The sequence below is a fragment of the Dawidia soli genome, assembly GCF_018598185.1.
Classification (GTDB): Bacteria; Bacteroidota; Bacteroidia; order Cytophagales; family Cyclobacteriaceae; genus Ohtaekwangia; species Ohtaekwangia soli.
In genome coordinates this window covers 69,926-96,696 of the sequence record NZ_JAHESC010000007.1, presented here as the reverse complement: position 1 = coordinate 96,696, position 26,771 = coordinate 69,926, and the positions used below count along the sequence as shown (strand labels likewise).

Below are 26,771 nucleotides of genomic sequence, written 5' to 3'. Positions count from 1 at the left end.
CCTCTCTACGGGTACTTCCAGTGTTTTCGTCCCCTTGTAGCCGGAGTATGTTTTGAATATCGCGTTGCCCCTCCCCGACTGCACCTTAGGTGAAGTCGCCTTCCGGATCACCAACGCCATCGTTACCCGCATCATTCACTACTGCCCGGAGGGCATCGTTGGGATTCACATAATCGTCGACCTCGTTTTCCACCACAATGCGGGTATCCACCCGGGAAACCGTTCGGCTGACCAGGATCGACGCGGTGTCCGATAAGCAGTGCGATGTTTTTATCAATGGCGTACACGGTGCCGCGCGGTTGTAACATAAACTCTACGCTATTGGCATTACAGGCGTTACTCCGCGTATTATCGTACCACAGACAGAATCCCCGGATGCCAGTCCTCCGACGGCGCAAAGCCGCCGATACCGAGCTCCAGTTGCCCCGAGCGAAGCACACCGAGTACGATTTTGTGAATATCCTGCGTAAAGTTCAGGAAATGTATATATCCCGGGCCGCGTTTGCGGGCCTCGGCGAAAACCGTCCTGCAAAACCGGGGTGGCAAATTCGATTCCTTGAACGCTACCAATTGAACTTGTATCTGTTCCAGCTGTTGGGCGGAAACGTCCATCGAAAGCTGCCGGGCAACGTATCCCCGCACGTCGTTCAAAACGACGTCTACGGCGATCCTGCGGTGCTCCTTCAAGCTGGCCGCCACGAGGATCATCTCTTCCAGGGCCGCCTCAAGCGCGGTCCCATCGAATCCGGATGCTATTTTAATTGCTGCTCCCATATTCCTGATCTTTTGTCAAAGTTAATGAAACTAAATAAATTAGTTAATAAAACTAATTATTTTTGTATCAGGTCAGGCCATTTGAAGGGAAAATATCTGAAATCCAATGAAATAGGACTATTGCAACAACGTTGCTACCTTGGGCCATTCGACGCCACCGCACGGTCGCTGGATGCGGGATATTTCATTCAGTCGTTCACCAAAAAACGCCCTAAAAGTGTATGGTATAGAGCCAACAAGGAAAAAGTAGCCGAGCTGCCCGACGTAGCCCGCTGGCACACACTCTCTAACGCACAATCCAACCTATAAAAAAAGCCCACCATCGCTCTGAAACAGAACCATGGCGGGCTGAGTCGGGGTGGCCAGATTCGAACTGACGACCTCTTGGTCCCAAACCAAGCGCGATACCGGGCTACGCTACACCCCGAAACTTCGGCAACACCGGTGTTAATTTCCCAAAGGGATGCAAACATAGGCTTTTTTTGTGGAAAACCATCAGGATCGATCTCATTTCTGTCATTAAATATGTCTTACTTCTAAGACCCGACCCCGATCTATCACTCTACGTGCACATCGATGTAAAAATTGTCGGTGTCCACATCAAATTCTTCCACCGACATGTTCTTCAGTACCATCGTTTTGGGGCGCGTGGTGGGATATATGAAGCCCATCTTTTCGGGGGCGGTGGTAACCCGGACGGGCATCCGGAAGTTCTTGACATCGGCTTGCCAGGCATAGGTTACTTCAAGATATTCTTCCTTCTGCTTCAGTACCACCGCGAGTTTGGGTAGGTTGGTGTAGCGCAGGTACTGATCGAACAGGTAGGTATAATCGGTACGGGTGCGGTCGTTGATAAAGGCTACAAGGTCGTCGGTGGTGAGGGTCTGATAGCGAAACTTCTGTTGGATGGCGCGAAGCAGGTTTACCCACAGTGTATCGTTGTGAAGCACGCTGCGGAAGGTGTGCAGCAGCAGGCTGCCTTTGCTGTACATGTCGCCGATGTCGTAGTGGATATGGTTTACATCGTATACACCGATCACCGGCTCGTTGCCCATCACGGCGTTCATCTGGTCGTCAAGCGCCTCCTGCACGTGCTCTGTTCCAAACCGGTCTTCTATCACCAATATCTCGGCATAGGTCGCAAAACCTTCGTGGATCCACATGTCGGCAATATCTTTCGCGGTAAGGGCATTGCCCCACCATTCGTGTGCGGACTCATGCCAGAGCAACCGGTTGGTGCCGGTGGAGCTTTGCGGCGTGATTTTGCCGATACAAACACCGCTCTGATGTTCCATCGGATACAGACTCTCCACCAGCGTAAAGCCATCGCGCTTGAAAGGGTACTTACCGAAGTTTTTTTCAAAGGTTTTGAGCATAAGATGCACTTGCTTGAAGATCTGCCGGCCTCGCTCCAGATTATAGGACATTACATAATAATCGAGCGTGAGTGTATCATCGGATATATAGCGGTCTTCGAAATGCGCGTATTGGCCGATGTTAAAGGTCACGTTGTAGTTATTGATGGGATAGCTCACATACCACTCGTACCGCATGCGATTGCCGGGCAGCGGTGTGGTGCGCTGCAGTCTGCCGTTGGAGATTTCGGTATACGGTGCCGGCACGGTAATCCAGATCTTCATGCTGTCGGGCTCGTCAGACTGGTGGTCTTTGTTGGGCCACCACAGGCTGGCCCCCGAACCCTGGCAAACCACCTGTGCCCACATATTGCCCAGCGAGTCTTTATCCCACAAGACGCCGCCATCCATCGGAATGCTCCTGTCGGGCGTTTTGGGAACACCGTTGTAATAAATGGTCACCTCCGCTTCTGTCCCCACCGGGATAGTTTCGGGGTAATCGATGAATATGGCATTGAACTCGCGGCTGTAACGCAAGGCCTGATGGCGGAACACAATGCTGTCGATGGCCATGTTGGCATACAGATCTACCTGCATGCGGGCGATGGGTTGCCGGGCCGAAAAGCGAATCAGGCTGCGGCCTTGCACCGACCGTTTGTCCAGGTCGATAGCCACATCGAGGTGGTAAAATGTCACATCATAATTGGTACGCAACGGTGTCAGCTTACCCCGGAGCGTGTCTGCACGGCTAAAGCTGTTCTGCCGGTTGGATGCCGCGCGAGCGCTGGCTACCGCTATGGTGTCGGTGGCAGGCCATGGCGCGGCGGATTGCACGGCTGTGTCTTCCGTTTTCAATACGTTATAGTTTTCCCAAAAGGCCGCGTCGTATTCCGAAGCGATCATGGTATGCATCGGCGCCTGGCTCCCGGCAATGTCTCCTTCGGTAAACGGCTGCACATTGTCGGTACGCAGGTCGGTCATCACCAGGTCCATATCGGCGCGCCACAGGCGGTCTGTCCAGTTCCGCTTCTTGCTGTCGACCAGGATCTCCCAATGCCGCGTAACGCGGTTCAGGTACCATTTGTTATTTTGATTGCTGTAGGATACGGTATATTGAAACGTATGATATTCCGTACTGACGTGTACCACGGCCGACATGATGGCAAACAGAAGACCTTTGTCCTTACGGCTCACCCTACGGATACCCGCCTCCGTCAGTGCGAAGTTATATTTCACAATGGCCAGCGTTGCGTCATCCAGAAAGAGCCGCATCCGCAGGTAGCCTTTCCGGGCTTTCCGGCGCGGGGTTACATCCAGCACCAGCAGGTCACGGTCGCCTTCGCGGATGGTTTCCGTATGCGTATAGTTATAATAGCGGTAGTTCTCCGGGTTGAGCGGACTGTACTTGGCCCGGCAGTATTTCACCAGATCTTCCGAAAGGCTGCCCCGCGCACCATTCGAGGTGCCGTTCATCCAGTAATACAATTGCGCTTCACGGCCATAGTCCATTTTCTTTTTACGGCCTTTCACCAGGCGGATCTGTTCGTTAAGATCCTTGCCGGCTTTAAAGGGCCGGTAGATGTCCAGCACGGCTTCTGCCTGCGTGAGCTCGAAGTCGTCGAGCCAGACGTTCTCGCGATAAAAGGCGGTATACTGTACGGCAGTCGTGTCGTAATTCTGCGGGATCTTTTCGACGGCTTCCTTCAAAATCTCCAGCCCGGTACGGGCTGTTACCGTAACACCTGCCAGCGTCACGGCAGCGGGTTCCAACGCAATGGCAATATCCTTGCCGATGGCCTGAAGCGGCTGCCGGTATGGGCGGTACCCGATACTGGATACCAGAAGTGTATCCGTAACGTTGGCGTCGCGGTATTTGAATACAAATTCACCCACGGTATTGGTGGCCGTACCGGAAGTTCCGGTGCGGAGGTATATGCTGGCAAACGGGATCCCCTGGCCGGTGTGCGCATCGGTTACCGTACCGGTAAGGGTTAAAAATCGATCTTGTGCCGTCGCGCAATATCCCAGAAGGGCAAACACCGACACGATCAGGTTCATTCGGAACATCATAGCTTTTTTGATCCGAAGCAACGGCAAAACATGTATTAAATCTTCTCAAAACCGGATTTGAGAGGTCTTTATCCGGGTATCGTGGGGTCTCCTGGGTTTTGGCCTTGCTCCAGCATATAAACCCGGGGTGACATGCCGGTAACATTTTTAAAGACCCGTTGAAAGGTAGCCTGTGAATTGAAGCCCGAATCAAGCGCCAGCGACGACAACGTGAACTGCCGGTTGGCCGGGTCCATCATGCGATTGCTTACCTCTTTCACACGATAGGTGTTCACGAAGTCGGCAAAGCTCATGTTTTGGTGTTGGTTCAATACGGCCGAGATGGTCTTTGCCGGAATGCCCGTGCTGGCCGACATTTTGGACAGACTCAACTCGGGATCGAGGTACATTTTCTCTATTTCCATGGCCTCACGCAGCGTTGCAAAATGGCGCTCATGGGTATCGCCGGCTGCCGGCTGCCGTACCGCACCCCGCTTAGCCGACAGTACTTTCACGGAGTGGTAACCATCCAGTACAATCCAATACGTGAACAACACCAGTCCGAGTTCAATGGGGTAATAGATATCGCCCGGCGCCACCGGGATTACGTACAAGAAAATTACGGTTAATGTCCATCCCACGCCCAGCATGCATGAGCATGCCAGTAACGTAGTGACCCAACGCAACAAAGGCTTCTGCTTCTCGCCCGCCTTCCGCTGAAACGCCGCCTTATAGTTCCGGAACCGCACCAGCGTTGCCGCGAGATAAGCCAGGAACACCGCCACGCTCAGCGGTTCGCTGTATGTCCATATAATAGTCATAAGCTGCCCGGGCGATACCGGGGGTGCAAAGACGTTATTAACGATCAGCACATGATACCCCAGAACAACAATGCGTGTAACGAACTGAAAAATAACCAGGCTATAATGCCGTGCTATTGCACCCGCCGAGACTTTCCTTTCGGGATCCAGCAGCGCGCAGACGTGCAGGTAGAGACTTGGGCCCACGGCATAGATCACGATAAAACTGAAAATATTAAAGAACCGATAATAGTTTTCGAGCCCGGAACTCCAGTTAAAGGTTTCGAAACCATTATAAGCAAAGACGAAAACAAATGCCGCGAGGTATTTTGCCCCGGGATGCCGCCGCTGGAAGAGCAACACGATACAGAACACCAGGGCATTGACGGCCCCGATAAGAATCAGGATATTGATCCAGTGGAAGGTCAGGTTCATAGGCGAAGGATAAGAACGATACCCAGCTATAACCAGAATTGTGCCACGACGGGAGGACCACCGATATTATTTTCACGTCAGCGGGTCCCCGACCATCCGGCATCTCAAAAGTCGCCCACATAAAAGTCACCGTTACCCAGACGCGCTGGTGGGCCGCTTCAATTACTCACGAATGCGCCGGATTGCCGGTTCGCCGTCAATTAATGGCCACACCCCATTTCCGAAGCGAACCGGATAGGAACTGAACGCACGAACGGAATGCAGTACCCGTCATTGATGTAATATAACCACGGATGGCATTATTTCAATTCACCCTGTTAAATTTCTTCTTTAAACCAACCGACACATACGGGGAAACAGAAAAATAATAATCACTATCAGACGCAAAAACCCCTTTCAATGTCCTCTCGGTGTAAGAAGCTGGGCGGTATATGTTTAACCCCGCCATACCGGTCAGTGAGAGTCCCGTCTTAGCCAACTTTACCTCGGGACGAAAACCCGTAACGATATATTGGTGAGAGAATATCACATCTTTGCCGTCCCTTTCCAACAACGCAACCTGGCCGTTCATTTCAAGAGCATAGGACAGTTTGAGCCTGTCATTAAAATCATAACCGGCCGCTATTTCGAGACCTTCTACCAGCTCAATATTCACATCGAATTTCTTATCAAGTTTCCATTTAACATACACGGCGGGAAACATCATGGGATAACCTAACGCGCTATTGATGGCTGCGCCTCCACCAATATCCAGGTTCGGTTTCAAGTGACGGATGAAAACAACTCCCCCACTTCCAAGCACATGTTTGAACCGGATCTTCGAAAAATCGGTGGACGGAGTAAATACACCTATTCCAACGCTTGCTCTCATAGACCATTTATCATTCAATGGGCGCAGATGATAGATCCCCAACTGCAAATTCATGATTTCGGATATCATTTCGTCCTTGAAATCTTCATTTTTCAACGAAACGTATGCTCCGCCAAAAGCAACACCCCAAGCGGTCGGCCGATTGTTCTTATTTAACTCCATGGATAATGGTACATTGACCGATGCCTGGTAGACCATAGCAGAACCATTGGCATCACCAATCCTTTCTTTCGGTTTGTCGCCCGGTGGCAGATAGTAGTAGCCAGAATTCCCGATGTACTCTGTCCTGAAAGACACTTCCTGCGCTCTCCCCTCCAGGGTTAGTAACGTTACCAAGGTGACTGAGAATAATGATATTAACTTCATGTGATTCAAAATTTGCATTCGCACGTATTCGTAATTTTTATCAAAGAATGAAGGAATGCCATGAAGTTGAAAGCTATAAAATCGTTGACTTCAGGATTAGCGGAATGAAGTTTAGTATGAGTAGAACAAACTGAATTCACAGATCTGCCCGCAGGATCGCCAACACCGGTCGCTACTCCACAATTCCGTCCATCCATTTCAGGAAGTCTGGAACACGTACCCGGCTTACCAGGACTTCGTGTGGGCATTCGGGCGAAAAGGAAAGCTTCAACCGGCTATTGAAATATCTGGCAACATTGTCGATGGCTTTGAGATTGCCCACACAATTACGCGATACACGAAAAAATAAGCGAATATCAAGTTGTTGTTCTAATTGGTCTAACGTATAATTAATGACATACCGTTTATTCTGGAATGTATGCAGAAACACGACTCCCTCCTCGCTGTAAAAAAAGGCAACGTCCGTTGTTTCGATATAATGATAGTTCTCTCCCTTCGATATCAGGAAACGATTCTTGGTTTTGAGAGAGAGTAGTTGTTCAAAATTTCCAGGACTGGTTTTATACGAGTCATTGTGAAAGATATCTTCAAATTTGCGCAATGCCGCGTCTAACTCTTTTTCGTCAAAAGGTTTTAACAGGTAATCGATGCTGTTTAGTTTAAAAGCTTTGATCGCATGCTCGTCATAGGCGGTGGTAAATATAACCGGAGTGGATACCTTTACGTGATTGAATATCTCGAAACAGTTGCCATCTGCCAGGCGAATATCCATAAGGATCAGATCAACGTGAGATTCTTTCAGAAATCTAATAGTATCGATGACTGCTTTGGTCCGTGTTTCCAACAAATAATCAGGGCGCAACTTTGTCATCATACGCTTCAGTTCCTCGTATGCAAACCGTTCATCCTCTACTATCAGATAATTCATGGCTGGATGTATGGAATTTTTACAACAAACATGTGCTCAGTATGCTCAAAAACGACCTCTTTGTCATATAATCCATATTGCTTTGCCAGGTATTTAAGCCCGATCCCGCCTTTTTCCACATCGTTCGACCGCTGTATGTTATTCTCCACTGTAATGTATCCACTGTTGATCGCAATTTTTATATCTAACGGCATTTCCTCTGTTGCTACGTTATGCTTAAATACGTTTTCTATCAATAATTGCAACGTCAATGGAATAATGCTATTTTCTTCATGGCCAGACACTTTGTTTACCGTGAAAACAAAGGAATTTTCAAATCTCATTTTCATCAAGAAAATATACGGATCCAGCGCATTCAATTCTTCCGCAACGGAAACCAGCGGCCGACGATTAAGGGAAAGTACATACCGATAAGTCTTGGAAAGCGCTTTTGTGAATTTATTGGCATTGTCAGGATTTATATATATCAATGAAGACAGCACGTTCAATGAATTAAACAAAAAATGCGGATTTATCTGCGCCCGCAACGTTTCGTGTTGAAATAACAGCGCCTCACGTTTTGCTTTTTCAGAATTGGCTATGGCCTTTTGTTCCGATTGAAAATAATAGATCAGCTCGAATACCAATAAGATGGGAATATTTGCCGCCATACCAAATGCAAACTTTATCAGGAAAGAAGGCATCCCATCTTTAGAAATTTGAAATATGTCGTATATCAGGTAATTAAATAACCATATTAACACTAAGCATACTATCGTTAACCCCGCGAGTCCCGCCAATATTCGGAGTAATATATTTTTCGAGTAGGGTAAATATTTATTTAACAATATTAACAATCCGTAATCAGCTATGCACATCGTGAATATTACCGTATAATGGGCTGACAACTGGATATGGAAATTACTCCACAAGTCCTCCTTCATCAGAATAATGCTGAATAGCATTTGGCACAATGCATAGATCAGTGTGGACGAGAGAAAAATGAATAGCTTCTTTACATCTGTTCTTTTAATCCGAACCATCCTCCAAAAATAGAATTTCCCCAGAAGATTTATTACCAATCCCCCGATTGTCTGATGAACTTCATTTTTTAAGGGATGAATTTAACCAGATTGAGAACAAGGGCAACGATCCGGTTCCAATTTTAGATAGCCTATGCCGGTGGGGGCAAACTGTATGCTGATGAAAAAAAGATCACCGTTTCCCTGAATAAATGGCTCCCATAGTGATATACTTATTTACCACTTCAAACAAGTGTGCCTCCGTATAAGGTTTTGTGATATGATCATTCATACCCGACTCTATACTATTCCGCAAATCTTCTTCATATCCATTGGCCGACAGCGCAACTATGGGCATTTTAAAATCCAGTTTACGCATTTCGGATGCTGTCTCATAACCATTGAGTCCCGGCATTCTAATATCCATGAGCACCATATCAAACTGCGTTCTCTTGATCAAGTCGATCGCATCGTATCCACTCTGGGTGATGGTAACCTGGGCACCAAACTTTTTCAGCATCTTCTTTGCCACTAATAAATTCATTGGATTATCATCCACCACAAGAATAGCTGCCGGGTTTTCAAATACTAATTTCACTGGCAGGCTCGACTTTGGCGTTTCGGCTGGCGCCCGGCCCGACGATTTTAAGATCAATGAAAAATGAAATGTTGTACCGGTATTTATTATCGGGTCCGCCGGGCTCTCTACGGTAATACTCCCATTCATCTGCGTCAACAAATTTTTTACGATACTCAGACCCAGCCCGGTGCCTCCGTATTTCCGGGTGATGCTATCATCCGCCTGCGTAAAGCTTTGAAAAATCACGTCCATTTTTTCTTTTGGTATTCCCGGTCCGGTGTCAGTCACCGCACCGTGAATCGTTAATTCCTCCGACCTGCGACCATGGAGCGTAAAGCGGACCGCGATACTACCCTCCTCTGTAAACTTGATGGCATTACTGATCAGATTCGTAAGTACTTGCGAGACACGCGTCGGGTCTCCCATTACTTCCAATGGAATCAACGGATCGATATGACAGGACAACGTAAGCCCTTTTTGATCAGCCAGAAACTTATACGAATTAACGGTGGCCAAAATTGTCTTGTGGAAATCAAAGGGGATATCTTCCAACTGAAGCCTCTTGTTTTCAATCTTGCTCAGATCGAGGATGTCGTTAATCAGCTGCGCGAGGTTCTTGCCGGAATTACGAATAATTTCAAGATAATTCCGATGCTCGTCTGAAACTTGTTCGCCCAATATGATCTCCGTGAGTCCCAGTATGCCATTCAGCGGTGTACGCATTTCATGACTCATGTTTGCCAGAAACTTGCTTTTAGCATTGTTTGCTTCCTCGGCAAACTCCTTGGCTTCTTTTAAGGATTGCTCGATCTGCTTGCGCTCCGTTATATCCTGGATCGTGCCCTTCAAATTTACGAACGAGCTGTCTTCGTCGGCAAGCACCTCGCCAATACAAAGCACATCTTTTACCACACCGTTATCCAGGGTGATCTTGACCTCCACGATAAAATCTTCTTTTTTTGCGATAGCCGACCTGATCAGATAGACAAGCCTGGGTAAGTTTTCCTGATGTACTTTTTTCCTGATCTCTTCAAAAAGGTTGGGATTTTCATTTTTGTCCAACCCCAAAATCCGGTATGCTTCATGAGACGCCGTCAAGGTCAACGACGAAGCATCCAACTCCCAGCTGCCTACCTTGGCCATGGATTGAGCCTCTTTGAGCTTGTTCCGCTCAGTTTCCAATTCCAGTTTAGAGGCAGTGGTCTGTTGCAGTTCTTCGCCGAGAATATTTATGCCCGTCGCTATGGCGTCCATAACAGTGCCATTTTCCGAGATCGGAAGCTTTTTTGTAAAATCAAGGTTGGCAAACGAGCTGATCACATCGATAAAACTATTGACGGTTTGCTCATGCGTTTTCCTTTCGCTGTTCAACTGTACCTGATCCGACAACTGATTGAGGTAAACAGCAATTTTTGCCAGGGGACTATCATCAAAATCACTAACAATGCGTTTTGAAAAGTCCCCACGGAGTATGGCCTCGCTTAATTCCGACACTTTCAGCAGAAGTTCTGTGTCTACAACAGTGGTTCGTGTCTGCATATCATTTCCCTCCATCTGTGACATTATATTGGTGTTAAAGCATGCACTATGGTGTACTTACTTTACGTGGGGCGTTTTCCTTCTTAATTTTTAACAACCAACTCAATGCTTCCTCCCGATCGGTAAAGAATCGGGCCGGGATGGCAGGTCTGCTCACTTTAAGATAAAGGTTCACCAAAAGTGTAGAAACTACGTTATTAGACAAAAAAGCACCTCCTAAAAGCCCTTTCAGGCCGCCCTCCCTGCTATTCATAAAATCACGCGCTTCTTTCGTGGTTGCCTTTAAATTGGTTACGTCGATCATTGCATACATCGGTTTGCCATGGGTGTACTCCAGGCGATGCTGAACCAACTCCCGGGCAATGGCGATGTCCATTTCCAGGCCCGGCGCATAATTCCAAAAGATGATCGCATCATCCACCCCACTCATCCAGAATGACGTTGTTTTATACTCTTTCAAGTTAAGTCGTTCCATGCGTATTTCTAGAATAGACCGTCGCTATTAATTCCAGGTTAAAATTGTCGTCAGCCTGAATATAAACACTTTTAGAAATAACATCTACTCCAAATCGCTGTTTCTCAATGGTGGCGTCCATTCCCATATGGTGAACGTTGCACTGCAACTCGTTTGCACGCAAAACCGACTGGTACAACGTCTGCCGGTAGCAACCGTGGCTAACCACATAATCGTAGTCCAGTCCCACCAGGACAATGGCATAATTATTCTGCGCAGACCGGTAGCAGAACCCCAGCGCCACGACCGGCTCCTTCTCAGCATATTCACGTTTTAATCTCAACTGAATAATTTCCCAGGAAGGATGCAGGGCTATATTCTCAAAAAATTTGTGGGGCAATGGGTACGTATTAATAGCAAGGCTCTTCCCTTTTACGTTTGAATACAATCCGTACCATTCCTCGACCTTTCCTTTTTGCAATTTTTGATCGCCGGTCAATATCGAAACGTCAAAAAAATGCTTGTTATCCTGGATTTTCCGTCGGAAGTGCCAGCGCTCGGGACCTGACAATCGTTTCATGAATTCCTCTTCGGTATGCCATGTGTTTACATCGGACACCCTATGGGTTTCAGGCATTTCTACTTTAATAAAACCTTCCCGAATTAAAAAATCGGCTATTTCGTCGTCTTCGCTATACAAATCCCGTAATTGAAGCATACTGGCGCCTGATCTCTGTTTCACCTCATTCATGACAACGATCATTTCCAGTAACGCCTTCCTCCACAACGGATGGCTCCGATCCAGAAACAAATGCTCTCCCTCTGTGATCAGAGAACCCATCATGATCACCTTCGAGGTGAGGTAGTATTTGGATCTTTTTCGTATCTCCTCAATCTGCTCTGAAACCGCAGACGGCGCGATCATGTCATCTTTGCAGATCAATTCCGTAAAGAAGGTCGCCAGTATCACTTTGTCAGACGAGTCTCTGATCATCAAATAATGCAGCTGCCAGTTATTTTCGTCCTCTTCATTGTCGCGAAACGTTTCTTCCATAAAACGACATCCTTCCCAGTCATACGTACTTTGCCCCAACAGCTTGTCCCATATTCCCCGGTCTACGTTGTGGATCGTTGTCTCATGCTGAACATGAAATGTATCCTGTTCGCCGGTCAATGCCGTGGAAGCGAAATGTTTTTTCGTTTCGGTAAAGGGTGCTTTAAAGCTGGCACTTATTTTATCGAGGCTAATGTCTTCTTCTTCCAGCACCATCGGAAAGTGATAATGGAACCTTTCGAGCAAATTTCTTATATCCTGCTCCGTGTGCCCGTTGGTGATCGGCAACCGCAGTCCGGTGCAATTGACCGGCACGCCAGGAAAAATGCCGATATTGGTGAAGAAGCCATCGTGTAGCAACCGCTTTACCATATTATAGCCGGTGCGGGGCAGTCCGAGGGCAAGATAAAAAATGGGCGAGTCAGACGGGTAAACCAATGGGAGAGCATATTGATCTATTATCGCTTTGGTTAATTCAATTTTACTCTTCAGCCTATTCTGCAATATATCAATCTCTTCCGTTAAATGGATTTTAGCACTCGCAACAGAAGCTCCAAGCATCGGAGGCTGCACGGGACCGGAGAAAGTGTAGGAACTTCCGCACGTCAGAATTTTTCGCATCATCTCCTTATCCGACATGACGGTAACACCGCCCCCGGTCCCAAATCCTTTGGCCAGCGAAGTCGTCAATACCATTTTGGGGTGCATGGGGATTTGGCTGAGTACGTAGCCGTTGCCATTTTTTCCTTTCCAACTCATACCGTGCGCATCGTCGATGTATAAATGGAAATTGTGATACTTTTCCATCAGGAAAACAATGTCTTGCATTGGCGCAAAATCTCCGTACATGGAATACAGCCCATCAGCCATGTACCAGATGCGATTGTATTTGTTCGGATTTTCTTTGATCAGCGTTTCCAGCATATCCATGCGGTTGTGCCTGATCATCTCTACCCGTGTTCCCTGAGCTTTCGCGAGCTGCGCCGCGAGTTGTACGCTGCCATGCACCTGGTGATCCAAAATAACAAGATCGTCGCTTTGCACAAGAACAGGAACTGCTGCTACGTGAGCCAGGGTGGTTGTGGCGGCCAATATGGCCGGGTTGTTATTGAAGATCTTATAAAACAGCGACTCCAATTCTTCATACAGGTGGCAGAAGGAATAAGCACGCGAGGAGGAATATTGCGTGCCGTACCGCATGGTAGCATCAATAGCCCCCTGTTTAAGCCGATCATCCATTTCCAGGCCCAAATAGCTACACGATCCAAAGTTGACTACCTGCCTGCCATTGATCGTCACCTGCCTTCCGTTCAAGCTTTCGTCTTCCGTAGCGACCTGAAATATTCCGTTCCTGACACCATTGGTTAAACACTCGTCGATGGTGTTAATAAACTTATTTGTGTTTCGCGACATATCGGGGGTCTGTTAAGAGGATCGCTAATAAGTGTGTATTCTACGGGATACTCGGTGATCTCTTTGTAAGTGACAATCCTTCTTTATCCTATGTGAATTACGCAATTGAATAACGAAAAAAGTATCGTGACTTTACATTTTTATTCACAGAGAAGAAGTGTCTCATAAACACAATCCATAGTGTCCGGGGTCATCCCAATAATTAAATTAAGATTCACGCGCTTGCATCTTTTTTAAAAGTCACCGTCTTAGAAGCAAACAGCATTATTACTATGGACAGAACAAATTCATTTCCCGTGGCAATCATTGGCGCCGGTCCCGTTGGCCTCGCCGCGGCTGCCCACCTTACGATCAGGAAACAGCCCTTTTTGCTTTTCGAAGCCGGCCGCACTGTCGCCGCCAATATCCTGACCTGGAACCACATTCGTGTATTCTCTCCGTGGCGTTATGCTATCGACAAAGCGGCCCGCCAATTGCTTGAGCAAACCCCGTGGCAAAGTCCGGACTCGGATGCAATCCCCACCGGCTGGGAGCTCTACCACCAATACTTTAAGCCACTCGCCGGACTCGCCGCCCTCAAACCGCATATCCGCCTTCAAAGCAAAGTCACGACTATCGGCCGCCGCGGCCTCGACAAAATGAAAACCGCCGGTCGCGAGCGCCTGCCGTATACCGTCCAGGTGATTCACAACGGCCAGGTCCATCACTATGAAGCAAAGGCCGTCATCGACACATCCGGTACCTGGAGCTCACCCAACCCCGTCGGTTCGGGAGGAACGTTTGCTATCGGCGAGCAAGAGAATGCCGACAAAATCTTTTACGGCATACCCGATATTTTGAACGACCACATTGACCGTTACAAAAATAAAAGTGTGCTTGTCGTCGGCAGCGGCCACTCATCCATCAACGCCGTGCTCGAGCTTGACAGGCTCAAAGAGCTGTACCACGATACAGAAATCCATTGGGTGCTGCGCAAAAACAATGTCCATGACGTATATGGCGGAAGGGAGAACGATGCCCTCGAAGCGCGCGGTGCTCTCGGCATCCGGATAGCGCGTCTGGTTGACGGGAACCGCGTCAGCCTGTATACCCCCTTTCATATCCAGCAGATTGTCAACATGGGTAGTCGGCTTTCTATCATAGGCCTGCAACACGACGATACGCTCGCATTGCCCGGCATCGACGAGATCATCAGCAACACCGGCTCCCGGCCCGACTTCACCTTCTTGCGCGAAGTTCGCCTCAGCATCGATCCGTCCCTCGAAAGCGTTGCCGCCATCGCCGATCTTATAGACCCCAACATCCATAGCTGCGGCACTGTACGGCCCCACGGCGAAAAAGAGCTCCGCCACCCCGACAGCGGCTTTTACATTGCCGGCTCCAAAAGCTACGGCCGCGCCCCGACATTCCTCATGGCCACAGGCTACGAGCAAGTACGCTCCATTGCCGCCTACATTGATGGCGATATGGAGGCAGCCCAAAACGTTGAGCTCGACTTACCCGAGACGGGTGTATGTAACGTAAGCAATGTCCATGCGGCGGCATGCTGTGGAACACCGCCACGTCAGCAGGCTGTTGCGTCATGCTGTAATGAACGGATCTAAAACGCCAACCATATGAAAACAACACTTGAAAACATCCCGGTGATCTCAAAAAGCAACGTAACGCCGCCTGCTACAGAAGCATTGGCCCCACGCTGTTGTACTCCTACCAAAGCAGATGCGACCGCTTGCTGTGAGCCCAGCAAATCCAGCGATGAAAACAACGGCGCATGCTGCGTACAGCCCGCGGACGGCAGTGCATGCTGCACTAAATAGTACAACAAAAAAAGTGAGGATCACCGGGATCCTCACTTCGTCGTTCAATACCTACCTACGAACCAGCGTTGGCGACACCACGTTCCATTCCGCCACGGCCTCGCGCAGATCCCTCTGAAAGGCGGGATTGTTCAGGTAGTACTGTAACATCCGATGTGACAACTGCCGCGAAGCTTCGTTATCACTTGGATAGTGAATGCCCATGATCTCCCGTGACCGGCGTATCTCTTCCGCCAATGCTACAAAGTCCTTTCGTTTCTCTGGTATCACCTCGCTCCAGGTGAACGCCTGCAGGAATGCCCATAGCGTATGCCCGCTCGCAAACGAAGGTGAATTGATCTTCATCAGCGGCTGTAGTTTCGGTTCGAGGTGATACGGCCGGGCCCGTAACAGCTTATACTTGATCGTAAACTCCATAATCCGCATGTCTTGCATGACACCCTGCAAAAGCTTTGATACCTTTGGGAAATTCCCGGCGTTGATGGCTTCTCCCATCAATTCCCGGCCCTCAAAGAACAGGTCCTTCAGGTTTTGCTGATACTGCACGTGCGTAGGCACCTGGTTAACCGAGGGCCAGTAACCAATATCGCCAAGAAAGGTCACGCGCTTTACCTGTTCATCTGTTCGCTTGCTTTGCAGGTCCAGCATATAGTCGAGTTCCTTGCGCACCTGGTCCGAACTATTTGCCGGAAATTTTACGCTTTCGCTCAACGCCTTCACCTGGGCATCTGTGAGATAATGCGGTTTTACCAGCAGGTAAACAATAGAACCACTATACTCCGTCGCCGGATACCGGACTGTATCCATCCAGGCCCGTGCCGGGTTAGGTGTCGCCGGCAAAGCTTGAAGTTCCTTGTAATGATCACTTAACGGCTCGAGCGGCCGGCCTGCATTCTTCTGTGCGCTGGCATATATGCAGGTCAACAGAAATAGAAGAAGTAAATTGTGCTTTTTCATCTCGTATACATTTTGTTTCCGAGACGGCACATCGCATCAAAAGACGCAACTATCTACAACAACTTCCACGGTCCTCGCAAACGATCACATTTCCATACGAGTCCGTCTTCACGATCAGCGTCTCGTCCATTTTCTCTTTCAACATCTGCCGTGCCCGTTGCACCCTTGACTTTGCGCCCGAGTACGATATCCCCAACCGTTTCGCCAGCGCGAGCTGCGGCAGGTTGTCTACGTCGGCCAACTGAATAGCCTCCCGGTATTTGTCCGGAAGGGTACCCATCATATCCTGTAAGCATCGCGTCACGCATTCATTGAAGTTCGGTACATCGTTCTCCCAGTCCAGATCGTCTGCATGGAGGCTTCGCGACTCCTTCCTGAAATGATCGACGATCGTATTTTGTGTGATCTGGTAGATCCAGCTCGTCAGCTTTTGTTGTTCATGCAACTGCCCGATCCTGGTCTGCACCTTTATAAAAACATCGTGCACAATATCTTCCGTCAGCGCCCGATCCTTGACGCGCCTATAAACAAAACCTTTCAGTTCCTCCTGAAAGAAGCTCAAATTAATACCGACAGCTGAGTCCATAGAATACGATTTAATCCAGGTTCATACCCTCTTGACGGAACCGGTCCTGAAAAGACGCAACTAAACTCCCACCATTTCGCTCCGGCGTTCCAAAAGCACTGTACTCCGGCTTGTCATGCAGGAACAACACCGCCAGCAAGAACATCAGCAGCGGTCCCACCACCCAGTTCAAAACCAGCGACAGCCCGATCACTTTTACATTCCTGAATACCTTTCCCAAGTGCTCATACCGCACCTTCGCCAGTGGAGGATACATCATCACAATCAACCCCACCGCTATCAGCACGTTGGTCGTTCCCACCTGGAAGTGGTTCATTACGTTCTCGACCGGCAGCACGTTACCCAATATCACGCCCGCGAGCATCGCCAGGAATATCCACAGCGTCAGGAACCTGTCCAGGAATCCAGTCGTTTACCCGAACTCATGAGTTCTTCACTTGTGAGAAAGCAAACAAAATCTCCCGTCCGATCTGTCGTACCCGTTCTGCGTACTTCGCCGCCTCGCGCTCCGTGCCGTCAAACTCTTTCGGATCATCGTACCGCAGCGCTATACGCTTTGTAGCCCCCAGTACCACCGGGCAATTGTCATCCGCATCCGAGCAGGTCATGACGGCCGCAAAGTCCTGGTTATGATTGAATGGATCATCATACTTCTTTGAAAAAGCCGTTATCGCCGGGGCATCGTCTGCAAACTTTACATGATACACCGGGTTATCGCCATCCTTGCCGACTTCGATGGAAAAGCCGGCTTCCCGCATGGCCTTAACCGCCCGGGGATTAAATGCCGTGGCCTCTGTCCCTCCTGAATAGCAATGCACATCCGGTATGCCATAATAATACGCGGCAACCTGCGCCCATATCTGTGAAAGATGGCTTCTGCGGGAATTGTGCGTGCATATAAAATTCAAATACACGGGCCTGGTCGCATCGAGCTTTTCCCGGACGAACTGCGTCAGTTCACCAATAACCGGCCTCCGTTCGGCAGGTATCTGATCAAATTCCTGCGTAAGCTGTTGCACAGTTGCCGATAGAGCATCGGTAAGTTTCATATTGCTATATTGTAATATTACGTTATAATTAGTCAAAAAAATTAGCAGCAGTTCTTCTTCACAAACTTCGAAAACATAGTGATGAACATGTCTTTCGCTTCCTCCCACACATGTTCATCGATGCAGTAATTTACCTTGGGGCCTTCCACCTCGCCCTTGATGATCCCAATTTGTTTCAGCTCCTTCAGGTGCTGTGTGATCGTCGATTGTGACAGCGGCAGCACATCCACCAGGTCATTGCAGATGCAGGTTTCGTGGGCCAGTATGTATTCCAGAATCGCCACCCGTGCCGGATGATCAAATGCCTTGGCCAGCACGGCGATCCGGTTCTGCCGTTTTTTAAAAAGCTCTGACTTGGTTAATCCCATATCGTTATAACGTAATATTACGTTATCTCATTGACACTTCCAATATGCTGGTTACCGTACAGGAAAGTAATGGCTTACCCAGCTGAACACAATCTCTCGAAAAGACGTAACTTCCGTTGTGAACACTACTCCATGAAAACCATTGCCTGTATAGTAATACCCATCGTGGTTCTGGCCCCCCTCGTCGGGGAATTCAAAGGCCGGGAGCCCGATGCCTCTTCCGCCCAGGAGATCACCCTGTGTGCGTCGCCCGCGGGGGAAACCCGGCCGGGAAGCGACGGCAAATTCATTACCGCGCTAAAAGGCTGGGGTGATGTGCACTGCACGATCTCAACAACAAAAGACAGTGTGCAATTCTATTTTGACCAGGGTCTTAGCTTTTATTATGGCTACCATTTCACGGAGGCCCTTGCCTCCTTCAAGGAAGCCAATCGTCTGGACCCCGATTGTGCCATGACCTACTGGGGCCAGGCATTGGCCATGGGGCCATTTTACAACACCTATGTGTACAAAATGAAAAGCGAAGTACCCGGGATCGTCGCCGCGATGACAAAGCGAATGACCGGCGCCTCGGAAAAGGAAAGATCGCTGATGGCGGCGTTGCAGAAGCGCTATTCCAACGACCTCTCGAATACCGACCGGCAGTCGCTGGATCGGGCGTACGCCCTCGCACTGGCAGACCTCGGGAAGAAATTTCCCGGGGACGATAATATCACCGCCTTATACGTAGATGCGGTCATGCTGGAACACAAGTGGGACTTCTGGGATGCGCAAGGAAAGCCCAGGCCATGGACACCCGAGCTGGTAACAGCCTGTGAACGTGTTCTCGAACATTCCCAGCACCCCGCCATCCTTCATTATTATATTCACCTGACAGAAGCATCGCGACAGCCGGACAAAGCCCTCGCGGCCGCGGAAGAGCTTAAAGATCAGATTCCAGGTATTGGCCACATGGTACACATGGCCTCTCACATGTATCAGCGAAACGGCCTCTTCCAAAAAGGTGTCATCATAAACGAAGAAGCAAACGCCGTCAACAACAACATCGATGCCGCGGTACCCGGATTGGGGCTTGGACGCGACCGCTCTCCGCACTTCTTCGCCGTGCAGTCCTACTGTGCCATGACGGCGGGAATGCAGCGCGGGGGCCAGCAAATATATCAGCGTGCGCGCAACAGGCAGCTGGCATCCAGCAGCGACCTTTCAAAAGACCTGTACGCACAGTTTGTGTATATGATACCGACAATAGCCGATGTGCGATTAGGGCAGTGGGATGAGATCTTAAAATCCCCTACCATAGACCCGCAATGGAAGTACGCCGTAGTGCTCGATAACTTCGCCAGGGGACTCGCCTCGCTACGAAAGAACAACCGACAGTCGGCGGTACAATGCTTACAGGCCATCGAAACCGCGACGCAGGACGAAAACCTCGCCAAACGGCTAATGCCCTTTAACAGTCCGTTGCAGTCGTGCCGCATTGCGAAATCTATATTAGAAGGCGAAATTCTTTTCGCGAACAAAGAGTATGAGGCTGCCATTAAAGCATTTAATGCCGCCATAGCAGAGGAGGACAATATGGTATACCGCGAGCCGCAAGATTGGCTCATTCCGGCACGGCAATTTTTGGGCGCCCGGTTGCTCGCCCTGCAAAGGCCGGAAGAAGCTGAAAAAACATACCGTGAAGACCTGGTGATGCACCCCGGCAATGGATGGTCCCTCCTGGGACTATTTCAAAGCCTCCAGGCGCAACAAAATGCGGAAGCATCCGTGTATAAAGAGAAATATCAGGAAGCATTTGCTTCCGCTGACGTGGTGATAACGGCATCCGTATTTTAACTAGTGATTTATGGACTACTGGCAGCTAATCCTCGGCATCCTCGTCGTGGTTACGTACATCGTCCTTGTCGTGCTGAATCTGCGCCGCTAATCCTCGGCATCCTCGTCGTGGTTACGTACATCGTCCTTGTCGTGCTGAATCTGCGCCGCCTGCGGCTCATTATCGCGCTCGCCAGTTTCGACATTATCGCTGGTCTTATCGCCGGCATTTACCTTATCATCGCCTCGTTCTTCCAGTGAATACGGGACATTACAAAGTGCACGGCAGCCACCGACCGGTTGTCATGTTATCGAACTTTTGCTATCTTTACGTTGTATGGCATTTATCGCTACTACATATCGCCCTTCGCATGCCGGAATGAGGGTAGCCTGACGGCAGGTAAACGTATTACACGTTCCTACCGTCTTGTTTCTACACCCTTTTGAATTTATTCTCTGGCAAGGTCATCTTCCCTTCGGCAAGGTGATCTAAAAATTCTTTATTACCCATGACATCATTAGACCAGTATGGCTGGCTACGCTATCGCCATTCATGCACTTCCATCGAAATACCGCGGGATCTTACCATAGGCCGCATCGTTAGCATAAAGGGATTTAAGTACTATACCGTAACCGAAGAAGGTGAGCTGGAATGCGACCTTTCGGGCCGCTTGCTCTACTTACCATCTACCGATCATCCGAAAACAGGCGACTGGGTAACGCTGACGGTGTATGATAGGGCCGGCTACATCATCAGCGTACTGCCGCGCTACAACGAGCTGTCCCGTCGTAACCCCGGTGCTGCGACCGAACGCCAACTGCTGGCCGCGAATATAGACGCAGCATTTATTGTACAAGGCCTGGACCGTGACTTCAACGTCATGCGCCTGGAACGATACCTGGTGCAGCTGGCGGCCTGTAACATACCGGCCAACATCGTGCTGAACAAAACCGACCTGGTAGACGACACGCTACCCTATCTCGACGCCGTGCAAGCCCTTGGGCGTGGTGTTCCCGTGTTGTTTTGCAGCACACATACCGGTGTGGGTATGCGTGCACTGCAGGACGAGCTGCTGTTGCCAGGCCATACCTATGTATTGATCGGGTCGAGCGGCGTCGGCAAAAGCTCGTTACTAAACGCCCTGTTACACCAGGAACAACAGGCAACCGCCACCACCAGCGGGTCCAACCAAAAAGGCCGGCACACAACCACCACGCGTGACCTTTTCCGGTTACCCAACGGGAGCCTGTTGATCGACACGCCGGGCATGCGTGAGTTTGGAGTTACCGGCGGCGAAGCAACCTCGGAAGACCTGTTTCCCGTCATCAGTTCGCTCGCGGCGTCCTGTCGGTTTACGGACTGTCAACACCTCGACGAGCAAGGCTGCGCTGTATTGGCCGCCTTGCACAACGGTTCGCTCTCCGAAGCGGTGTATGATAGCTATCTAAAATTGAAAAAAGAGATGCGTCGCTTCGAGATCGATGTATCCGATAAAAAACGTCTGAACAAACAGTTCGGCAAGATCGCGCGTGAGGCCAAAAACCACCGCAAGAAGTATAAGTATTAAAAGGCTTATCGAAAGAAAAGCCCCGCTTTTCAGCGGGGCTCTTTCACTTATTTCAGTTCACCTCCGAAAGGTACAATTCTTCATTTCAACCATCGTATAGTTTACACGCGTCCTGATATACCCTGCTTCCTCCTCCACCGTATTGCACGTGTAAGAAACCTACGGATTCTACCAGATTCGAAATCCCTCCCGGGGCGTACCTTTAGCCTTGCATGTGTATTTTCTATCTAACGTAACCACTACATGAACCGCCTTCGGCATTTCCTCCTGTTATCACTTCTCGGCTTCCCGTTTTGTGCCTTTAGCCAGTCCGAAAGACCCAACATCATTTTCCAGGATATGCAATCGGAGGACTACCCGTCCGCCCGGGAGCGTGCACGGACCCTCCACGAGGCCACGCTCAACCTGTTGGTAAACGCCAACAAGGTCGCCGTCGTAACGCGCAGCGGCGAAATGTGGAAGGCGATCGAAAACGAGCTGGCCATAAAAGACTTCGTCGATCCGAAGTCGGCCATCGACCTGGGCAAGATGTCGGGCGCTAAATACCTGCTCGCCGGCAACCTGACCCGCGTACACCACGAAGAGAAAACCCGCACGTCGGGCAACAACACCACAACCGAACATTATTACGTTGCCACCGCCTACGCTACGCTCAAGATCCTGAACCTGGAAACCGGCCAGTTCGAAAAGTCTTTTCAGGCCGAACACAATGCTACGGCCGGCAACCGCGACGAGGCCATTCGCCAGTCTCTCAAGTTGACGGCACAAAACCTGGCCAGTCAGGTAAACAAGTACTTTCCCGTGATAGTCCGTATTGACAAACAGGTATCGTCCAACCAGGTATCCGTTACCAAGGGCACTGCCGACGGCCTGCACGAACAGGAATTTTACGAGGTCTTGTCCGCCGATGGCAATAGTGTGATCGGCCAGATCAAGATCACCTTCGCTGCTGAACACGGCGCTACCGCCCGGGTGCTGCAAGGCGATGCCAAAAACATGGCGGGCAAGCTCGCACGCGAGCCGAAAGGTGGCGACGCTACCGTGAATATGGCCCGGATCGAAAAAATAGACGGTAACCACGTTGTGATCGACGCCGGCAGAGACCTGAACATCCAGAAAGGCGATGCCTACAAATGCGTCCGTCTGGTCGAGGAAAAGATCGGCGACCACATCAACCAAAAAGAAGAAGTTCTCGGCCGGATCCACATCACGAACGTATACCAGGACTATGCCGAGGGTAAAGTATACCGCGGGATCGGCCAGTTGGAACCCGGGCTGAATATAACCGAGACCAATGAAGACCGCGATGCACGGAAGCGTTTTGTTAAAGTCGGTTATAAGTCTGGCCTGGGCACCCGGATCAAAGCCACCAGGCCGGCCGGTATGGTCACCGTTCGCAATGACCACGGCGACTATAACGTCGATACGACCCCGCTGGGCAGCTTCCAGGACATTGAAAGCATCTCCATCTATACTGTTGGGTTTGGCGTGAAGAACCTTGTAAAAGACCTGAGCACCGCCCTGCTGTTTGACATTTACCGCATGGATCACCTCAACAACTGGACCGGCCGCCTCGAAGTGCTCTATGAGCTGCCACTGATCCATGAAAAGCTCCATGTCACCCTGGGACCGTCGCTGGGCTACGGCGGCCTCAAGCAGGAAGTGCCGAGCAGCATCATCGGCGATATCAGTGAAGGCAAGTCCGACAAGGTAAATGCATCATCCATCTTCCTGTCGGCCCAGGCGGGCGTGCAATGGACGATAAAGCGTTTCGTACTGTCCGGCTCGGTGTCGTATGATCATATGCGATACAAAAAGTGGAAGTACGACGTAACCGTGGACGACGATACCAAAAACGCCACCGCCCCGGCCAGCATCGTTCCCTATAGCAACGTAGACCTCAGCGGCCTGTATTATAACATCGGCCTGAGCTATCTATATCACCGGTAAATCACCGATAACATAACTTTTCAGAACGGGTAGGGTGTTTTTCCCCTGCCCGTTTTTGTTGGTCCGGGCATAAAAAAATACGGGTAAACCCGTAATATTGTCGCGCTACTTTCCAGCACCCCCAACCCTCTCTGTATGAGCCTGACGACCATCAGCAACAACAAACACTATATCATCGAAATCGCACCGGACAAGAACCGTGCTTACCTGAAGATCATCGGCTTCTGGCGCAATCCCGAAGCGGTACCCACCTACGTTGCCGACTGGAAAAAAGCTCTGGCGGGGCTCAAAAAGAATTTCACCTTGCTGACCGATGCCTCGGAAATGAAAACCCATCCGCAGGAACTTCGCAAGCTACACGAAGAAGCGCAAACACTATTGCTTAAAGGAGGAGTCCGGAAAGTTGCCGAAATCATGCAGAACGACGTGACCGAAATGCAGCTCGACTCGGTGGCGAAAACGACGCAATTTCCAAAAAAGAACTTCCGCGACCGGGCCACCGCAGAATTGTGGCTGGACGAAGTGTAGCCGAACAGCGCGATCACGTCGTAACGATTTGAGAATAGTAGCGCCGCCGGTATAAGAAGGTAATTCCCCCTACCAGCATCAACGTTGCCGCCTCCGCTCCGACGCGCGACAACCATATACCTGTCAGTCCCGGGTGCTGCATCGGCAACACCCATACAAACACTGCGACAAGTACAACACCTTTCAACAGGTTAACGATAATCGACATCGCCGTCTTGCCCGTGCTTTGAAAATACGCACCCAATATATAATTCGGGCCGGCCACCAAAAACAGTAAGAAATACAACGACAACCCACCCGCGGCCAGCGACTCAAATGCCGCGGTGGTCTCAGTCGAAAAGATGCGTATCAGGAGCCCGGGCACCAGCCACCCGATACCACAAACCGCCACGCCGATCACTACCGAAAACATCATGGCAAACCGTAGCATGGCCAACACGCGCGCCGGCTTCTGCGCTCCTACGTTGAATGACATGATCGGCAAGGCAGCAAGCATGGCTGCCGTTAGTAACCGAAGAAAGATAAAGCTCAGGTGGTTGATCAACCCGAATGCCGCTACCGCCGACTCACCATAAGACACCAAACTACGGCTGATGATCAGCAGGCCCAGCGAAAACGACAGCTCCGACAAAAGCGACGGCACACCGGCCTGGAACAGCAACCTCCACGCGGGAAAGTACAGTGTAAACCGAAAGTTACCAAAGTGCAGTTGGCCACGCCCCTGACGGATATACCAGAACAAGTACCCCATCGCAAAGGCATTACCCAATGCCGTGGCAATCGACGCTCCGGCAGTGCCCCATCCCAGCCAGACAATAACTATAAAATCGAGGGCGATGTTCAACGCCACCGCTATCAGCGACGCATTGCGTGCCACGCGCGGACTGCCATCGTTCACGACAAAGTGTCCCCAGACAATGCGCACAAACAGCACGGGCATGCCGACAAAGCCCCAAAGCATGACATCCCGCGTATTCTGCACGAGTGACACGTGCTCGGCCCCCACCAGGAACCGCGCCAGCGGTGCCGCGACAAACGGCGCACTGACCGCCACGACCAAGCCGGCCGTCAGCGCCAGCGTGGTGCCAAAGCATAATACCCCGCGCGCCCGCGCACCGTCACCGGCACCGATGCTGTGGGCAATCAGAATGCCACCGCCGATCGTCAAGGCCAGGACAAAGGCGATAAAGACCGTCAGCACAGGGCCATAGATACCCACCGCGGCAACCCCCTCTTTGCCCACGTAATGGCCCAACAATAGCCCGTTTACGATCATCTGCACCGTAACCGACATAATGCTGGTCAACGTAGGCACATAGTAGCGAAAGAAAAGTGAAGGAATCGGATCTTTCCCGAGGTCTGCAGATACGGCCATGGCGCACATTCCCGCTGGTTAAGAAAACGGGGCATCAATGTACTACATTTTCAGGCAACCAGCATGATCGTGTTCAACAAAAGCTCGTGCTCCTTGCCGCGCAGCTTAATATGTCCCAGCGGCATCAGCCGGTATTTATCAAAGAGATCCAGGTTTCGGGCCACGTCATGCGATACGATCAGGTCCGTGTTAAACTCCTTGCACATACCCTGAATGCGCGATGTGGTGTTCAACACGTCACCCGAATAGGTTATATCACGTTTGATGATCCCAACTTCACCCGCTACCACGTTGCCACAATGTATACCCGCCTTAAACGAAGGCACTACGCCGAACCGTGCCTGGTAACTTTCGCGTTTATCGGCAATCGCCTGCCGGATATCGAAGAAGCATTGCACACAATTGTTATTGGCCGACGCCTGGTTGCCCCAGGCGATCACGACTTCGTCGCCCACGTATTGATAAATGGAGCCGTTATTGTTCAAAATGGGTTGCGTAATGTCGGCAAAGAATTCGCGGAGTAACAAATGGTATTGTTTATCGCCCATCTTCTCCGCCATCGCGGTAGAAGCATTCAGGTCGAGGAACATAAACGTACGGGTCTCTTCGCGGGGAATCTGGTATTTACCCGACACCAGGCTCCAGAAAGCGCCTCGCCCGAACTTCTGGCTCACTTGCACTAACATCTGCGTAACCGCCACGATAAACGACCACACCAGCAATGCCTTGACCGGCGCGGGGTCGCGCAGGAACGCGATCAACGCCTGCCGCGAGGCGGGATCATACCAGGGCCGGCCCGTACGCATCGGTACAATGGTCATGCCCATGATCACGGCGATCAAAGCAATGATCAATACAAACGACACGCTCACCGCCACAATGGTATAACCATACGGCTTGTCCTGGTACTTTACGTTAATATAGAAGGTCATAAAGCTGCCCCCCAATATGCCGCCGATCAGTCCGCCACCGACGTTGCGCATGGCCGCTATCCAGAACGAGTACGCCGGCGACGGCCCCTGGGAGATATACGACAACAGCACCAGGTGATCGTAGACCGTCAGCATAAAGCCAAAGAACATCCACAACCCGATGATGACCAGGAGCTGCCGCAGCTTGAATTGCAAATCACTTTTCAT

23 protein-coding genes, 1 tRNA gene and 1 pseudogene are annotated in these 26,771 nt (G+C 50.3%); 7 read left to right on the top strand and 18 right to left on the bottom strand.

Features of this window, described 5'->3' with window-relative positions:
* Window positions 1-85: 85 nt before the first annotated feature.
* Together KK078_RS30395 and KK078_RS06930 are read right to left on the bottom strand one after the other, a co-directional pair.
* Window positions 86-211 carry a hypothetical protein gene (locus KK078_RS30395; protein WP_262898614.1) on the bottom strand — a complete coding sequence of 42 codons (126 nt, stop codon included), beginning with the start codon at window positions 209-211 and terminating at the stop codon, window positions 86-88.
* Window positions 212-348: 137 nt separating this feature from the next.
* Window positions 349-774 (bottom strand): hypothetical protein, encoded by a 426-nt coding sequence (locus KK078_RS06930; protein ID WP_254089523.1) that lies wholly within the window; start codon window positions 772-774, stop codon window positions 349-351.
* 81 nt (window positions 775-855) lie between these two features.
* Between KK078_RS06930 and KK078_RS06925 the strand changes: the two genes are divergently transcribed.
* The gene (locus KK078_RS06925; RefSeq protein ID WP_254089522.1) at window positions 856-1,083 is read left to right on the top strand and encodes a YdeI/OmpD-associated family protein; all 228 of its coding nucleotides are present in this window, start codon (window positions 856-858) and stop codon (window positions 1,081-1,083) included.
* 44 nt (window positions 1,084-1,127) lie between these two features.
* On the opposite strand, the gene KK078_RS06920 is transcribed toward KK078_RS06925, so the two are convergent.
* The 9 genes from KK078_RS06920 to KK078_RS06880 form a co-directional block, all read right to left on the bottom strand.
* A tRNA-Pro gene (locus KK078_RS06920) sits at window positions 1,128-1,201 on the bottom strand.
* A gap of 130 nt (window positions 1,202-1,331) precedes the next feature.
* Complete coding sequence (locus KK078_RS06915) at window positions 1,332-4,199, bottom strand: M1 family aminopeptidase (RefSeq protein ID WP_254089521.1); 2,868 nt, start codon at window positions 4,197-4,199, stop codon at window positions 1,332-1,334.
* 68 nt (window positions 4,200-4,267) lie between these two features.
* The gene (locus tag KK078_RS06910; RefSeq protein ID WP_254089520.1) at window positions 4,268-5,413 is read right to left on the bottom strand and encodes a helix-turn-helix domain-containing protein; all 1,146 of its coding nucleotides are present in this window, start codon (window positions 5,411-5,413) and stop codon (window positions 4,268-4,270) included.
* A 304-nt stretch (window positions 5,414-5,717) separates the two neighbouring features.
* The gene (locus tag KK078_RS06905; RefSeq protein ID WP_254089519.1) at window positions 5,718-6,650 is read right to left on the bottom strand and encodes a DUF6268 family outer membrane beta-barrel protein; all 933 of its coding nucleotides are present in this window, start codon (window positions 6,648-6,650) and stop codon (window positions 5,718-5,720) included.
* A 172-nt stretch (window positions 6,651-6,822) separates the two neighbouring features.
* Entirely contained in the window at window positions 6,823-7,578 is a 756-nt protein-coding gene (locus KK078_RS06900) for a LytR/AlgR family response regulator transcription factor (RefSeq protein WP_254089518.1), read from the bottom strand.
* Window positions 7,575-8,228 (bottom strand): sensor histidine kinase, encoded by a 654-nt coding sequence (locus KK078_RS06895; RefSeq protein WP_254089517.1) that lies wholly within the window; start codon window positions 8,226-8,228, stop codon window positions 7,575-7,577. Before KK078_RS06895 ends, KK078_RS06900 begins: the two co-directional genes overlap by 4 nt.
* Window positions 8,229-8,772: 544 nt before the next feature.
* Window positions 8,773-10,722, bottom strand: a complete 1,950-nt coding sequence (locus KK078_RS06890; protein ID WP_254089516.1) for an ATP-binding protein — start codon at window positions 10,720-10,722, stop codon at window positions 8,773-8,775.
* Between the two features lie 22 nt (window positions 10,723-10,744).
* The gene (locus KK078_RS06885) at window positions 10,745-11,173 is read right to left on the bottom strand and encodes a DUF7793 family protein (protein ID WP_254089515.1); all 429 of its coding nucleotides are present in this window, start codon (window positions 11,171-11,173) and stop codon (window positions 10,745-10,747) included.
* Entirely contained in the window at window positions 11,160-13,619 is a 2,460-nt protein-coding gene (locus KK078_RS06880; protein WP_254089514.1) for an aminotransferase class I/II-fold pyridoxal phosphate-dependent enzyme, read from the bottom strand. The genes KK078_RS06885 and KK078_RS06880 overlap by 14 nt, the downstream gene beginning before the upstream one ends.
* A 272-nt stretch (window positions 13,620-13,891) precedes the next feature.
* Here KK078_RS06880 and KK078_RS06875 point away from each other — a divergent pair, with 272 nt between their 5' ends.
* Window positions 13,892-15,223 carry an NAD(P)-binding domain-containing protein gene (locus KK078_RS06875; RefSeq protein WP_254089513.1) on the top strand — a complete coding sequence of 444 codons (1,332 nt, stop codon included), beginning with the start codon at window positions 13,892-13,894 and terminating at the stop codon, window positions 15,221-15,223.
* Between the two features lie 264 nt (window positions 15,224-15,487).
* On the opposite strand, the gene KK078_RS06870 is transcribed toward KK078_RS06875, so the two are convergent.
* The 5 genes and pseudogenes from KK078_RS06870 to KK078_RS06850 all read right to left on the bottom strand — a co-directional run bounded on the left by KK078_RS06870 (window position 15,488) and on the right by KK078_RS06850 (window position 18,396).
* On the bottom strand, window positions 15,488-16,393 hold the full coding sequence (locus KK078_RS06870) for a phosphatase PAP2 family protein (protein WP_254089512.1): 906 nt from the start codon (window positions 16,391-16,393) through the stop codon (window positions 15,488-15,490).
* A gap of 49 nt (window positions 16,394-16,442) precedes the next feature.
* Window positions 16,443-16,979 carry an RNA polymerase sigma factor SigZ gene (gene sigZ / locus KK078_RS06865; RefSeq protein ID WP_254089511.1) on the bottom strand — a complete coding sequence of 179 codons (537 nt, stop codon included), beginning with the start codon at window positions 16,977-16,979 and terminating at the stop codon, window positions 16,443-16,445.
* 100 nt (window positions 16,980-17,079) lie between these two features.
* Window positions 17,080-17,343: pseudogene (locus KK078_RS06860) on the bottom strand (arsenic resistance protein); the annotation flags it as partial.
* A gap of 58 nt (window positions 17,344-17,401) precedes the next feature.
* Window positions 17,402-18,028: a low molecular weight phosphatase family protein gene (locus KK078_RS06855; RefSeq protein WP_254089510.1), complete on the bottom strand. Its 627-nt coding sequence runs from the start codon at window positions 18,026-18,028 to the stop codon at window positions 17,402-17,404.
* A gap of 41 nt (window positions 18,029-18,069) precedes the next feature.
* Window positions 18,070-18,396 (bottom strand): ArsR/SmtB family transcription factor, encoded by a 327-nt coding sequence (locus KK078_RS06850; RefSeq protein WP_254089509.1) that lies wholly within the window; start codon window positions 18,394-18,396, stop codon window positions 18,070-18,072.
* Between the two features lie 132 nt (window positions 18,397-18,528).
* Between KK078_RS06850 and KK078_RS06845 the strand changes: the two genes are divergently transcribed.
* From KK078_RS06845 to KK078_RS06830, 5 genes are all read left to right on the top strand, one after another.
* Entirely contained in the window at window positions 18,529-20,232 is a 1,704-nt protein-coding gene (locus tag KK078_RS06845; protein WP_254089508.1) for a tetratricopeptide repeat protein, read from the top strand.
* 108 nt (window positions 20,233-20,340) lie between these two features.
* Window positions 20,341-20,472 carry a hypothetical protein gene (locus KK078_RS30390; protein WP_262898613.1) on the top strand — a complete coding sequence of 44 codons (132 nt, stop codon included), beginning with the start codon at window positions 20,341-20,343 and terminating at the stop codon, window positions 20,470-20,472.
* 248 nt (window positions 20,473-20,720) lie between these two features.
* Entirely contained in the window at window positions 20,721-21,779 is a 1,059-nt protein-coding gene (gene rsgA / locus KK078_RS06840; RefSeq protein ID WP_254089507.1) for a ribosome small subunit-dependent GTPase A, read from the top strand.
* Window positions 21,780-22,022: 243 nt separating this feature from the next.
* The gene (locus KK078_RS06835; RefSeq protein ID WP_254089506.1) at window positions 22,023-23,729 is read left to right on the top strand and encodes a hypothetical protein; all 1,707 of its coding nucleotides are present in this window, start codon (window positions 22,023-22,025) and stop codon (window positions 23,727-23,729) included.
* A gap of 135 nt (window positions 23,730-23,864) precedes the next feature.
* The gene (locus KK078_RS06830; RefSeq protein ID WP_254089505.1) at window positions 23,865-24,257 is read left to right on the top strand and encodes a hypothetical protein; all 393 of its coding nucleotides are present in this window, start codon (window positions 23,865-23,867) and stop codon (window positions 24,255-24,257) included.
* A gap of 13 nt (window positions 24,258-24,270) precedes the next feature.
* Here the strand turns inward: KK078_RS06830 and KK078_RS06825 are convergent, their stop codons facing one another.
* Window positions 24,271-25,632, bottom strand: coding sequence for an MATE family efflux transporter (locus KK078_RS06825; RefSeq protein ID WP_254089504.1), 1,362 nt, complete (start codon window positions 25,630-25,632; stop codon window positions 24,271-24,273).
* Between the two features lie 50 nt (window positions 25,633-25,682).
* Window positions 25,683-26,771: an adenylate/guanylate cyclase domain-containing protein gene (locus KK078_RS06820; RefSeq protein ID WP_254089503.1), complete on the bottom strand. Its 1,089-nt coding sequence runs from the start codon at window positions 26,769-26,771 to the stop codon at window positions 25,683-25,685.